The sequence below is a fragment of the Actinosynnema sp. ALI-1.44 genome (assembly GCF_001984155.1).
Taxonomy (GTDB): Bacteria; Actinomycetota; Actinomycetes; order Mycobacteriales; family Pseudonocardiaceae; genus Kibdelosporangium.
On record NZ_MTQO01000045.1, the window covers coordinates 162,965 to 175,500 of the forward strand.

The 12,536-nt window shown below is 68.9% G+C and carries 10 protein-coding genes and 1 pseudogene; 4 read left to right on the forward strand and 7 right to left on the reverse strand.

Annotation, left to right across the window (positions count from 1 at the left end):
- Nucleotides 1-16: 16 nt before the first annotated feature.
- Complete coding sequence (locus tag ALI144C_RS21380) at nucleotides 17-1,204, forward strand: S1 family peptidase (protein ID WP_076988897.1); 1,188 nt, start codon at nucleotides 17-19, stop codon at nucleotides 1,202-1,204.
- A 39-nt stretch (nucleotides 1,205-1,243) separates the two neighbouring features.
- Here ALI144C_RS21380 and ALI144C_RS21385 read toward each other — a convergent pair whose 3' ends face one another.
- The 4 genes from ALI144C_RS21385 to ALI144C_RS21400 all read right to left on the reverse strand — a co-directional run bounded on the left by ALI144C_RS21385 (nucleotide 1,244) and on the right by ALI144C_RS21400 (nucleotide 6,478).
- The gene (locus ALI144C_RS21385; RefSeq protein WP_076988898.1) at nucleotides 1,244-2,005 is read right to left on the reverse strand and encodes a peptidyl-tRNA hydrolase; all 762 of its coding nucleotides are present in this window, start codon (nucleotides 2,003-2,005) and stop codon (nucleotides 1,244-1,246) included.
- Complete coding sequence (serB, locus tag ALI144C_RS21390; protein WP_076988899.1) at nucleotides 2,002-3,228, reverse strand: phosphoserine phosphatase SerB; 1,227 nt, start codon at nucleotides 3,226-3,228, stop codon at nucleotides 2,002-2,004. Before serB ends, ALI144C_RS21385 begins: the two co-directional genes overlap by 4 nt.
- 96 nt (nucleotides 3,229-3,324) lie before the next feature.
- A complete protein-coding gene (gene ctaD / locus ALI144C_RS21395) occupies nucleotides 3,325-5,082 on the reverse strand; it encodes an aa3-type cytochrome oxidase subunit I (protein ID WP_076988900.1) in 1,758 nt (585 codons plus the stop codon).
- A gap of 166 nt (nucleotides 5,083-5,248) precedes the next feature.
- Nucleotides 5,249-6,478 carry an aldehyde dehydrogenase family protein gene (locus ALI144C_RS21400; protein ID WP_076988901.1) on the reverse strand — a complete coding sequence of 410 codons (1,230 nt, stop codon included), beginning with the start codon at nucleotides 6,476-6,478 and terminating at the stop codon, nucleotides 5,249-5,251.
- Nucleotides 6,479-6,568: 90 nt separating this feature from the next.
- Between ALI144C_RS21400 and ALI144C_RS21405 the strand changes: the two genes are divergently transcribed.
- Nucleotides 6,569-7,933 (forward strand): amidase, encoded by a 1,365-nt coding sequence (locus ALI144C_RS21405; protein ID WP_269086689.1) that lies wholly within the window; start codon nucleotides 6,569-6,571, stop codon nucleotides 7,931-7,933.
- A 218-nt stretch (nucleotides 7,934-8,151) separates the two neighbouring features.
- Here ALI144C_RS21405 and ALI144C_RS21410 read toward each other — a convergent pair whose 3' ends face one another.
- The gene (locus tag ALI144C_RS21410; protein ID WP_076988902.1) at nucleotides 8,152-8,859 is read right to left on the reverse strand and encodes a M50 family metallopeptidase; all 708 of its coding nucleotides are present in this window, start codon (nucleotides 8,857-8,859) and stop codon (nucleotides 8,152-8,154) included.
- A 179-nt stretch (nucleotides 8,860-9,038) separates the two neighbouring features.
- Between ALI144C_RS21410 and ALI144C_RS21415 the strand changes: the two genes are divergently transcribed.
- Complete coding sequence (locus ALI144C_RS21415) at nucleotides 9,039-10,172, forward strand: hypothetical protein (protein ID WP_076989141.1); 1,134 nt, start codon at nucleotides 9,039-9,041, stop codon at nucleotides 10,170-10,172.
- Between the two features lie 35 nt (nucleotides 10,173-10,207).
- Nucleotides 10,208-10,651 (forward strand): annotated as a pseudogene (gene soxR, locus ALI144C_RS21420) (redox-sensitive transcriptional activator SoxR); the annotation flags it as partial.
- Nucleotides 10,652-10,727: 76 nt separating this feature from the next.
- Here soxR and ALI144C_RS21425 read toward each other — a convergent pair.
- Together ALI144C_RS21425 and ALI144C_RS21430 are read right to left on the reverse strand one after the other, a co-directional pair.
- Nucleotides 10,728-11,540, reverse strand: coding sequence for an ABC transporter permease (locus ALI144C_RS21425; protein ID WP_237774245.1), 813 nt, complete (start codon nucleotides 11,538-11,540; stop codon nucleotides 10,728-10,730).
- On the reverse strand, nucleotides 11,537-12,457 hold the full coding sequence (locus ALI144C_RS21430; protein ID WP_076988903.1) for an ABC transporter ATP-binding protein: 921 nt from the start codon (nucleotides 12,455-12,457) through the stop codon (nucleotides 11,537-11,539). The genes ALI144C_RS21425 and ALI144C_RS21430 overlap by 4 nt, the downstream gene beginning before the upstream one ends.
- Nucleotides 12,458-12,536: the final 79 nt, after the last annotated feature.

A 12,536-nucleotide genomic window follows, 5' to 3' on the forward strand; every position in this document is an offset into this window, starting at 1 on the left:
GCGAGGAGACAGCCGCATGGGGTCGCATCGGGTCGCTGGAGCACGCCCGCTCAACCGCAAGGTCCTTTTGGGGCTCGTGATCGGTGTGACGTTGTCGGCTGGGATCACGGTGATCGCCACCGCCAACCAGACACCGGTGGCGCAGCAGACTGTCGAAGTCGGCTCGTCGACCCCGCTGGACTCGTCTTCGCGTGAGGACGTCCGGCTCACGCCCGTCGAGGCCGCCACTCGAGCCCGCGCGGAGGCGGATCTCGGCAGAACTGTCGACTCGTTGCGCCGCAAGCTGGGCAGCGCGTACGCGGGCGCTTGGTACGACAGCACGAAACGCAAGCTGATGGTCGGGATCATCGATCGGCTGTACGTCGGCGACGTGCGCCAGGCCGGTGCGGAACCGCGGATGATGAAGAACAACCTGGCCGGTCTGTACGGCCAGAAAACGCGGCTCGACCGGCTCGCCGCGTCGGCCCCGCCCGCCGTCGTCGCCTGGTACGTCGATCCGGCCACCAACAGCGTGGTGATCGAAGCGCGGAAGGAACCGGTCGCCGAGGCGTTCATCGACAAGGCCAAGGGCACCGGCGACCTGGTCCGGGTCGAGTGGACCGACCGGGGTCCGCGTGCGCTGGCCGACGTGGTCGGCGGAGGCGGCTACACCGTCGGCGACTTCCGTTGTTCGATCGGGTTCTCCGCGACCGGGCCCGCCGGGACCAAGCACTTCATCACCGCGGGGCACTGCACCGCGGGAGGGGGCGTGGTCCTCAGCGACGGCCAGGAACTGGGCCGGGTCGACGCGGGCACGTTCGACACCGACGGGGATTTCGGCCTGGTCGACGTGACCGACCCCGCCGCGCAGGCGACTCCGTCGGTCGACACGCGTGACGGTGGCCCGATCACCGTGACCGGGACCGATCCCGCGCCGATCGGCGCGTCGGTGTGCAGGTCGGGTGCGACGACCGGATTCCGGTGCGGGGAGATCACCGGTGTCGACGAGACCGTGAACTACGGCGAAGGCAAGATCGTGCGTGGTCTCACTCGGACGTCGGTGTGCGCCGAGCCTGGTGATTCCGGTGGGCCGTTCCTCAGCGGCACGCAGGCGCAGGGTGTGACGTCCGGTGGGATCGGCGACTGCGCGAGCAACGGCAGCACGTTCTTCCAGCCGGTCGTCGAGGCGGCGACGAAGCTCGGCGTCAGCGTCGTGACCGGCTGACGCCCCCTGGTTCTCAGCAGGTCAGCCGGAGGTGGTCGATCAGGCGCGCCACTGGGCCAGGACGGTGACAGTTCCGGGATCGACCTCGGTGAACCCGGCGTCGCGGACGGCGATGACCCGGCGGTTGTGCCAGGCTCCGCCTGGGTCGTCGCCTGGGTGGAGCGCGGCCCATTGGTCACGAGTCGGCGTGCGCACCGCGCATCGGAACCCGGTCTCGGCCCACGCCTTGATGTCGGTGTCCTCGAGCAACGCCGCGAGCAGCATGCTGGCGTGGCCGACCTGAGCGGCCGCCTTGCCCGCGGTCAGCGCGACCGTGGGATTAAGCCACAGCACCGGCACGCCGTCCGGGGCTGGGCCGGGTTCGTCGACGGGGAGTTCGCTGCCGGAGATCTGCAGCCGGCTGATCTCCTTGGGCGTTTCCACGACCAAGCCGGGGACCAGCGCGCGGGCCTCGGCGCCGGCCACCTCGACCGTCACGCCCGGGAATTCCTGTGCGGCCTGCCAGTGCGCGCCGCGGGCCCGGCGGGACACTTTGCGGATGTGCCCGTCGATCCAGGCGCTGACCGGCTCGTGCCACTCCCCTCCCGGCTCGGCACGCGGGTCGAGGCACACGGCGACCGCCGCAGCAGCAGCCGCTTCCAGCAACGGTGTGCGGACAGGCACGGGGTCGCGTTCGATCCGCAGGATCACGGGCATGGCCTTGACCAGCTCCGGGTCGGTCTCGACCTGGTTGGTCTGGTCGGCCGGGAGCGCCAGCCAGGAGGCGTACCGGGCCGCCAGTGGCGCGAGGACGGTGGTCACGGCCGGTCGCCGTCGATTCCGTCGGCCGCGTCGGCTGCCTCCACCTCGGCGCGGGTCACGCCGAGTACGAACAACACGACATCGAGGTACGGGTGCGACAGCGCCGTGTCGGCGACCTCACGCAGCGCGGGTTTGGCGTTGAACGCGATCCCCAGCCCGGCCGCGGACAGCATGTCGATGTCGTTGGCGCCGTCGCCGACGGCCACGCATTGGGCCAGCGACACCTGGGAGCTGTCGGCGAAGCGGCGCAGTGCGGTGGCCTTCCCCGGCCTGTCGACGATCTCACCGACCACGCGTCCGGTCAGTTTGCCGTCGACGATCTCGAGTTCGTTGGCCGCGCAGAAGTCCAGGCCCAAATCGTCGACCAGGCGCTGGATCACCCGGGTGAACCCGCCGGACACGACACCGCACCGGAACCCGAGCCGCTTGAGCGTGCGGACCGTGGTGCGGGCGCCGGGCGTCAGCTCCAGTGAGTCGGCGACCTCCGCCAGCACGGACTCGGGCAGGCCTTCCAGAACGGCCACCCGCCGGTTGAGCGACTCGGTGAAGTCGATCTCCCCGGCCATGGCGGCGTCGGTGATCTCTTTGACCTGATCTTCACAGCCGGCCTTGGCGGCCAGCATCTCGATCACTTCGCCCTGGATCAGGGTCGAGTCCACGTCGAACACGATCAGCCGCTTGGCCCGCCTGGTCAGCCCTTCCCGCTCCACCGCGACGTCGAGGCCCACCCGGGAGGCCACCTCGACGAGCGCGTTGCGCAACAGGCTGTCGGCTTCCGGTGTGTCGTCGGCGACGGACACGTGCAGCTCGAGACCGGTCACCGGGTAGTCGGCCACCCGGCGGATCGCGTCGATGTTCACGCCCAGCGCCGCCATCCGCCTGGCCACTTCGGTGAACGCCCGCGCGGTCACCGGACGGCCGAGAACGACCACGGCGTGCGTGGAGCCGACCCTGGCGGGGGTGAGGGTGTCGGCGCCGATCTCGACGGTGACGTCCATGGTCACTGTCGCCATCGCCTGCTCGACGAGTTCCTGCAGGCCTTCCGGGTCGTGGTCGGTGCCGACCAGCACACCCAGCACGAGCTGGCCCCGGATCACGACCTGCTCGACGTCGAGCACGTCCACTCCGTGCCGGGTGAGCACGGCGAACAACACCGAGGAGACCCCTGGCTTGTCCGGGCCGCTCACCGTGATGAGCACAGGCGTGCTTGATGGACCGGGCAAGGCGGGCCTCCTCGGCTGGGGGCTGTCTCGTCAGGCCTTCACCGTGTCTCAAAAGTCCCCGTCCGCGACAGCGGAACGGGGACTTTGAGACGCGGGTTACTTCTGGTGCGGATCGCCGCCGGTGATCGAGTCCGGCTGGGTCTTCTCGGCGAGGATCTCGCCAGGGGTCGCCTTGTGGTTGCCCACGTGACCCTCGCTACGGATCCGTTCGACCATGTGCGGGTAGTGCAGTTCGAACGCCGGGCGCTCGGACCGGATCCGCGGCAGTTCCTTGAAGTTGTGCCGCGGCGGCGGCGACGAGGTGGCCCACTCGAGCGAGTTGCCGTAGCCCCACGGGTCGTCCGCCTCGGCCAGCTGGCCGTAGCGGTAGCTCTTGAACACGTTCCAGATGAACGGCAGCGTCGAGGCACCCAGGATGTAGGCGCCGACTGTCGAGATCGTGTTCAGCGTGGTGAACCCGTCGGACGCCATGTAGTCGACGTACCGGCGTGGCATGCCCTCGTTACCGACCCAGTGCTGGACGAGGAACGTGCCGTGGAAGCCGATGAAGGTCGTCCAGAAGTGCAGCTTGCCCAGCGGTTCGTCCATGAACCGGCCGGTGATCTTCGGGAACCAGAAGTAGATGCCGGCGAAGGTCGCGAACACGATCGTGCCATAGAGCACGTAGTGGAAGTGCGCCACCACGAAGTACGTGTCCGACACGTGGAAGTCGATCGCGGGCGCGGCGAGCAGGATGCCGGTCAGGCCACCGAAGAGGAACGTGACGAGGAAGCCGATCGAGAACATCATCGGCGTCTCGAACGTCAGCTGGCCCTTCCACATGGTCAGGATCCAGTTGAAGAACTTCACGCCGGTGGGCACCGCGATCAGGAACGTCATGAACGAGAAGAACGGCAGCAGCACGGCGCCGGTCGCGTACATGTGGTGCGCCCAGACGGCCACCGACAGCGCGGCGATCGCCAGCGTCGCGTAGACCAGCGGCTTGTAGCCGAACAGCGGCTTGCGGCTGAACACCGGGATGATCTCGGAGATGATCCCGAAGAACGGTAGGGCGACGATATAGACCTCTGGATGGCCGAAGAACCAGAACAGGTGTTGCCAGAGGATCACACCGCCCGACGCCGGATCGAAGACGTGGGCGCCGATATGCCGATCGGCCAGCAGGCCGAACAGGGCCGCGGTCAGGATCGGGAAGGCGATCAGCACGAGGATCGCGGTGATCAGGATGTTCCAGGTGAAGATCGGCATCCGGAACATGGTCATCCCCGGTCCGCGCAGGCAGATCACGGTCGTGATCATGTTGACCGCGCCGAGGATCGTGCCGAGCCCGGAGACCGCGAGGCCGGTGATCCACAGGTCCGCGCCGACGCCCGGTGAGTGGATCTTGTCCGACAGCGGGGTGTAGGCGAACCAGCCGAAGTCGGCGGCGCCACCCGGGGTCAGGAAGCCGGAGATCACGATGATCCCGCCGAACAGGTACAGCCAGTACGAGAACGCGTTCAGCCTCGGGAACGCCACGTCCGGCGAGCCGATCTGCAGCGGCAGCACGAAGTTCGCGAAGCCGAACAGGATCGGCGTCGCGTACAGCAGCAGCATGATCGTGCCGTGCATGGTGAACAGCTGGTTGTACTGCTCCTGCGAGAGGAACTGCTGTCCCGGCACGGCCAGCTCGGTCCGGATCAGCATCGCCATCGCGCCGCCCACCATGAAGAAGGCGAACGCGGTGACCAGGTACATGATCCCGATCTGCTTGTGGTCCGTCGTGCGGAACAACCGCAGGAGGTACGAACCCTTGACCGTCTTGCCCGCCGGGAACGGTCGAGTCGCGATCGGCTTGGGAGCTACCGCCGTCACTTCCGTGCCTCCAGTGGTGGTTCTCGTTCGGGAGCGCGCCAAGACAGCTGTCCCAGCGACGTGGTGGATAGTATCCCCCGCTACATATGCGGGCCGCGCGAGGGGAGCCAACCACACCCTTTGAGCCGTTGACTCGTCGGATGTGTCACAGTCTGGCCGGTTCGGGTCAGTGAGCTGGGACGACCGCGTACTGGCGGAGGCTCAGGTCGGTGTAGGTGACCGGTCCGCGCGGGCCGGGCACCTTGTCGATGTTGATCCCGGTCTCCGGCACCGCGAGCAGTTTGAACCCGTCGAGAAGCCTGGTCGTGGCGTTCCAGAACACGCCCGTCCCGGTGTACGCGGTCATGAACGCGTCCGCGGTGGCTGAGTTCTCCGTCACGATGCCCGCGGCGAGTCCCGACGTCTTCTCGTTGGCGACCTGCGCGGCCTGGACAGCGTCGTCGACCGGGGAGACGGTCACGGTCGCCTCGTGGTCGGAGTCCAGTGCCCACTCGTAGCCGATCGGGTGGTCGTGCGGCGGCAACGAGGCCCGCACGCCCGCCTTCTCCAATGTCTCCAGAACGCTTTGAAGAACGTCTGCATAGACGGCGGAGTCGATGAGCAGCAGGTTGAGCCGGTTGCACACGCCGAGCCGGTCGAGGCTGCGGGCGATGAGGTCGTGTGCTTTGGCCAGGTCCGCGTCGCCGTCCAGGTAGAGCACGCCGCCGCCGTCGGCGTGGGCCAGCGTCCGCACACCGTGCTTGGCGGCCTCGAAGCCCAGCTCACGGGTGCTGTCGCCGCTGCCACGCAGGATCACCAGCGGGACCAGGTCGGGAAACCGGACCAGGGCCGCGGCGGCTGCCCGGTCGGCGCTCGGCACGAGCTGGATCACGGCGGGGTCGATGCCCGCTTCGGCCAGCGCGGGCGCGATGACCTCGCCGACCAGCGCCGTGGCCGAGCCGAGCGCGGCCGACCCGGTGCGCAGGACGCCCGCGTTGCGGGACTTCACCAGCTGGGAGGCGACGTCGACGGTGACGTTCGGCCTGGCTTCGTAGTTGGCGCCGATCACGCCGACCGGCCTGCGGCGCTCCACCAGCCGCAGGCCGTCCGGCAGGTCGCGGATCGGGGTCTCGCGTGGCGCGTGCGGGACGCCCGCGAGCAGGTCCAACGCGTCGGCCATCGCGGTGAGCCTCGCCTCGGTGATGGTCAGCCGGTCCAACAGGCCCGAGCTCATCCCGCCTGCCTTGGCTGCCCCGATGTCCTCGGCGTTCGCGTCGAGCACGGCGGTCGCGCTGGCGCGCAGCCGTCGCGCCATCCCGGTCAGCGCGGCGTCGATGGCCTGTTCGGACGCCGCGGCGAGGGACGGCGCCGCCTGCTTCGCCGCGCGTGCGCAGGCCTCGACAACCTGGTCAACCACCGTTCTCTCCTTTCCGGGGGAGTGACTAGTCTGCCGCACGAGGTGACGTCCACCTCACGCGAGGCGAAACACAAGTCCACTGGAGGCGTTGTGACGGAGTTCGTTGGCCTGCGGCGGACCGCTGAGATGGTCGCCTCGGGCAAGACGAGCTCGGTCGAACTGGTCAGCGAGGTGCTCGACCGGATCGAGAAGTCGCAGCCGAGCCTCAACGCGTTCCGGCGGGTGCGCCGCGAGGCTGCGCTGGCCGACGCGGCCGTGGCCGACAAGCGCCTGGCCGAGGGCGAGCGAGCGCCGTTGCTGGGCGTGCCGGTCGCGGTGAAGGACGACACGGACATCGAAGGCGAGCCGACGGCGTTCGGGTGCGCGGGCGAGTTCCCGCTCAAGACCGCGGACTGCGAGATGGTCCGCCGGTTGCGCCAGGCCGGTGCGGTGATCGTGGGCAAGACCAACACGCCGGAGTTCGGCCAGTGGCCGTTCACCGAAGGCCACGCGTTCGGAGCCACCCGCAACCCGTGGGACATGGGCCACTCCCCCGGCGGGTCGTCCGGCGGGTCCGCCGCCGCGGTGGCCGCGGGCCTGGTTCCGGCGGCGACGGGATCCGACGGGCTGGGTTCGATCCGGATCCCGGCGGCGTGGACCGGGCTGGTGGGCGTGAAGCCGACGCGGGACCTGGTGGCACGGGACCCGATCGGCAACTGGAACGGTCTCGCGACGCACGGCCCGATCGCCAGGACGGTCGAGGACGCGGCGTTGTTGCTTGACGTCATCGCGGACACCGGCACCCGGATGAGCGATGGCGCACAGGGCGCGCCAGGGCGGTTGCGGATCGCGCTGGCGCTGCGGGTTCCGTTCACGCTGGCGCCCGCGCGGCTGGATCCGGAGGTGCGCTCGGCGGTGGTGCGGCTCGGGCGTGTGCTGGCCCGGCTGGGTCACGAGGTCAAGCTGGCGAGCCCGAACTACGGGATCGTCGGGCTCGGTGTGCTGCCGCGTTCGCTCGACGGCCTCAAGGCCGCCGCGTTCGAGGTGCCGGACCTGCGCCTGCTGGACAAGCGCACCCAGGCCAACCGCAGGCTGGGCAAGCTGGTCGGGCCCCTGGTCAAGCTGTCGCGCCTGCACGAGCGGTACGAGCGGCACCGGATCGGGAAGATCTTCGACACGGCGGACGTGGTGCTGGCCCCGACCACCGCGACGCCGCCGACCCCGATCGGCCGGTACGACGGGCTGTCGAACTTCGCCACGAACAACGCCATGATCGCGGCGTGCCCGTACGCGTGGCCGTGGAACATCCTCGGGTTGCCGGGTGTGAACGTGCCCGCGGGCCTGACGAGCAACGGGCTGCCGATCGGCGCGCAGATGATCGGCCGGGAGAACAGCGAGCCGTTGCTGTTGTCGTTGGCCGCGCAACTGCAGGGTGAGGAGCGCTGGCAGGACCGCGTCCCGCCAGGGATCGGCTGACCGGCCACCGGTTCGTGGTGACCCGACGAACGGACGGGCTGCCGCCGGGTGGGCTCCGTTCGGCCGCCGCCGAAAGACGGGTGCGTGGACGTGGCTCGCGCCGGGGGCCGCGCGTGCCGTCCGATGCGAACGGCGGGCACCAACTCGCCCGATGACGTCCGTGCGGTCCAGACATCCGACGTGCCACCGGCGCCCAGCCGCCTTCGTTCAGCTCCGCTTCACGAAGCCAGCACCGGCTCCAGCAGCCACATCCCACCGAGCAGTACCGCGCCCAACGAGATCAGCATGAACATGGCCACCCAGAACAGCCCAGGCGCTCCGGTCAGCCGCGCGAGCTGGTCGGCGTCGGAGTCACGGGCCTGCCTGCGGCTGCGTTTCGCCTGCAGTTCCCAGACCGGCCGGACGCCGCCGAACAGCAGGAACCACGCGACCAGGCACGCGAACGCGGCCTGCACCTGGGGTGAGGTCACGAGTGAGACCGTGACCAGGACGGCGCCGGTGGCCACCACCGACACCACGCCGAACACGTTGCGGATCATCACCAGCACGGCCAGCATCAGCACCGTCATCACCCACAGCAGCAGGGTGATCTTGCCCGCGACCATGAGCGCGGCCAGGCCGAGGCCGATCAGCGACGGCGCCACGTAACCGGCGAACGCGGTCAGCACCATGCCCGGACCCGTCGGTCTGCCCCGCGACACCGTGACGCCGGAGGTGTCCGAGTGCAGGGTGATGCCCCGCAATCTGCGGCCAACCAGAACGGCCGTCAACGCGTGTCCGGCTTCGTGGACGATCGTGATCACGTTCCGGGCCATCCGCCACGGCTCGCCGGAGAGCACCAGCAACAGCGCCGCTCCGCCGGTCACCAGGACAACGGCCGTCGGTGGGTCCGGCTGCGTGCCGAAGAGCTCATCCCAGAAATCCACCGCGACACATCACCACACCGGGTGTGGGCGGCCGGTGAAACCGCCAGGTCATCGCAGGTGACGCGGCTGCCGAGCCTACGCTCCCCAGGACACAGAAGATCACAAATCGGACCGCGGCGAGCTCACGGCACCGCAGAATGTGGTGCATCATGCACACGTTGACCGGCAAAGGGCGAAAGATGACAGCGACGGCCTTGCGGTCCCGGCCGTACCTGCAAGCCGTCGGCGTTTTCCTGCTGGTCCGGCTATCCGGTCTGGTGATGCTCGCAATACTGGCGGGCAACCGTGACCGGGCCTTGTTCGACGTGTTGAAGTCGTGGGACGGCGACTGGTACCTGGCAATCGCCGAGAACGGTTACGACAACGTTCCGTCCAGGTTCGTCGACGCGGCGGGGCATCGCACGCCGTCCACTCCGCTGGCGTTCTTCCCGCTATATCCGATGCTGATTCGGGTGGTCGCCCCGATCACCGGTTCGGATACCGGGGCCGCGGCTTTGCTCGTCAGCCTCATCGCCGGGTGCGCGGCCGCCGCGGGCATCTTCCGGATCGCCCGGATCGCCGACCCCCGGCCGAAGACCGGGTTGTTGCTGGTCGCATTGTGGGCGGGCGCGCCAATGGCCATCACGTTGTCAATGGCCTACTCCGAGGCTGTTTTCACGGCGCTGGCGGTTTGGGCTCTGGTCGCGGTGCTGGAACGGGAATGGATCCTCGCCGGGTTCTACACCGCGATCGCGGGGCTGGCTCGCCCGTCGGCGTCCGTCCTCGTCGGCACGGTCGCGCTGGCGGCGTTGGTCACGGTGTTGCGTGAGGGGCGCAACTGGAAGGCCGCGACCTGCGCGGTCCTCTCCCCGATCGGCCTATTCGCCTGGTGGGGGCACGTCGCCAACCAGACCGGGAGTCTGACCGGCTGGTTCGACATCCAGCGGGAGGGCTGGTTCAGCTACTTCGACGGTGGCGCGCAGACGCTGAAGTTCTTCGGCGAAGTCCTCGGCACCGGCAACTCCCTCATGGAGACGGTCACCGTCCTGGTGGTGCTGGCCGCCATCGTGCTGACGGTGCTGATCGTGCGTGACCGCGTGCCGTGGCCGTTGTCGCTCTACGGCGGCGGGACGGTGCTCATGGTCGTGGTCTCCGCCGGGATCTCGTATTCGAAGGCGCGGTTCCTGATCCCGGCGTTTCCGCTGCTCATCCCGGTCGCGCAGGGCCTGGCCAACCGGAAGGGCCACACGATGTACGCCGCCACCGCCGCGTTCGTGCTGTTCGGCGGCTGGTTCAGCGCGTACTCGCTGACCGGGTGGACGCTCGCGATCTGAGACGCGTCGCCGTGGGCGGCGTTACCATCGCGGACATGACGCTCAGTACCGAGCTCACCGTCGGTGAGCTGGCCCGACGCGCCGGTGTCCCCGTTTCGACCTTGCACTTCTACGAGGCCAAGGGCCTGATCTCCAGCCGCAGGACCGCGGGCAACCAGCGCCGGTTCCGGCGGGACACGCTGCGGCGGATCGCGTTCATCCGGATCGGCCAGCGGGTCGGAGTGCCGCTCAACACCATCGCCGAGGTGCTGGACGAACTGCCCGACGGGCGTGTGCCGACTCGTGCGGACTGGGGGCGGGTGTCGGAGATGTGGCGCGCTGAGCTGGACGCGCGGATCGAGCAGATGCTCCAGCTGCGCGACGACTTCACCGACTGCGTCGGCTGCGGGTGCCTGTCGCTGGACAGGTGCGGCCTGGCCAACAAGGACGACCACTTTGGTACGCACGGGGCCGGGCCTCGCAGGCTGATCGAGGCCCGCACGAAGCAGACCGCGGGTTCGCTGCCCCAGAGCGAACCCACGGACTACGACTGTGCTGCCTCGCCTTCGTACTGCGTCACTCCCACCGGAACAGACGGGACGCGATGAACCCGACGACCAGCGTGAACCCGAGCAGCACGATGAGGTGCAGCGGCTTCGGGAACGCGCCGCTCCACGCCGCCTGCATGGCCTGGGAGCCCGCGCCCAGCGGGGAGAAGTCCGAGATGCGCCTGACCACGTCGGGCATCAGCGGGCCGGGGGTCCACACGCCTGCCAGGAACGCCAGCGGGAAGAAGGCCACCGTGCCGATGCCGTTGGCCGCCTTGCCGGTCGGTGCGAGCGCGGCGATCAGCAGGCCGAGCGCGAACATCGCCGAGACGCACAGCACGAACGCCAGTACGAAGCCGAAGAACTGACGCGGCAGCGGCACGTCGAACGCGAGCCCGGCCAGCAGCAGCACGACCGCGGTGACCGACGACAGCAGCAACATGTTGACCAAGCCCTGCGCCAGCATGAGCGTCACCGGGCGGACCGGTGTGCTGGCCAGCCTGCGCAGCACCCCGCGTTCCCGGTACGCGGCCAGCACGCCGGACAACGCGTTGAGCGCCATCATCGCGATGATCATCGTGAGGACCGGCGGCAGGTAGAAGTCGATGAACCGGCCGCCGCCGAACTCCTCGCTGGGACTGCTCGTCGACGGCAGCAGGCCGAAGACCAGCACCAGCACGACCGGGAAGAACGCCACGAAGAAGATCCCCGGGTCACGCAGCATCAGCCGGAACTCGCTGCCCGTGAGCTTGCCGAGACCGGTGAGCACGCTTCCCGCTTTGCCCGGTGCGCGGTGGTCGTTTTCCTGCGCCACGTCCATGACCTGCGAAATCCCGCTCATGCTTCCTCCGTGATCAGCCGTCGCCCGGTCAGTGCGACGAACGCGTCTTCCAAGTTGGTCTGTTCGACTCGCAGGTCGAGCGGGACCACGTTGTGGGCTGCCAGGGTCGTGCTGACCACGTGCAGCAGGTTGCCGTTGCCGCTCACCACGACCTGGCTCGCTGTGTGCGCCACGCTCGTGACCTCGGGCAAGGCCGTCAGGATGCCTGCGTCGAACTCGACCGACGGCCGGAACCGCAGCCGCAGCCCGCCGCCGTCCACCCGGGACACCAGGCCCGCCGGGCTGTCGATGGCGACCACGCGGCCCGCGTCCACCAGGGCCAGCCGGTCGCACAGGCGCTCGGCTTCCTCCATGAAGTGGGTGACCAGGACGACCGTCACGCCACGGTCGCGGATCTGCTCGATCAGCTGCCACGTGTCGCGGCGGGCCTGCGGGTCCAGGCCAGTGGTCAGCTCGTCGAGGAAGGCGATTTCCGGGTTTCCCACGAGCGCCAGCGCGATGGCCAGCCGTTGTTGCTGACCGCCGGAGAGCTTCTTGTACGGGGTGTGGCGCTTGGCCGTCAGACCCAGATCGTCGAGCAGCTTGTCCCCGTCTGCCGGATTTGCGTAGAACGACGCGTAGAGGTCCATCGCCTCGGACACCCGCATCTTCTCCGGCAGTTCGCTTTTCTGCAGCTGCACGCCGACCCGCCTGCGCAGTTCCAATCCGTCGGTGTGCGGATCGAATCCCAGGACCGAAATGCGACCGCCGTCCGGCTTGCGCAATCCTTCGACGCATTCGACCGTAGTTGTCTTGCCCGCACCGTTCGGTCCGAGAATTCCGAATATCTCGCCGCGCTCGACGCTGAAAGAAACGTCATCGACCGCGACGTGGTCGGCATATCGCTTGCGCAGGTTCGCGACCTCGATGACCGCCATTCCCCGCTCCCCTCGAATGTCTTCCGTGTCGATGGGGAGAACGTTATTCGCCGGCCGAAGCCGTGCGTATCCGTCTGGA

Excerpts from the sequence above, each read along its gene's own strand:
- ALI144C_RS21380 (WP_076988897.1), top strand. The coding sequence starts at position 17 with ATGGGGTCGCATCGGGTCGCTGGAGCACGCCCGCTCAACCGCAAGGTC.
- ALI144C_RS21415 (WP_076989141.1), top strand. The coding sequence starts at position 9,039 with ATGACAGCGACGGCCTTGCGGTCCCGGCCGTACCTGCAAGCCGTCGGC.
- ALI144C_RS21425 (WP_237774245.1), bottom strand. The coding sequence starts at position 11,540 with ATGAGCGGGATTTCGCAGGTCATGGACGTGGCGCAGGAAAACGACCAC.
- ALI144C_RS21430 (WP_076988903.1), bottom strand. The coding sequence starts at position 12,457 with ATGGCGGTCATCGAGGTCGCGAACCTGCGCAAGCGATATGCCGACCAC.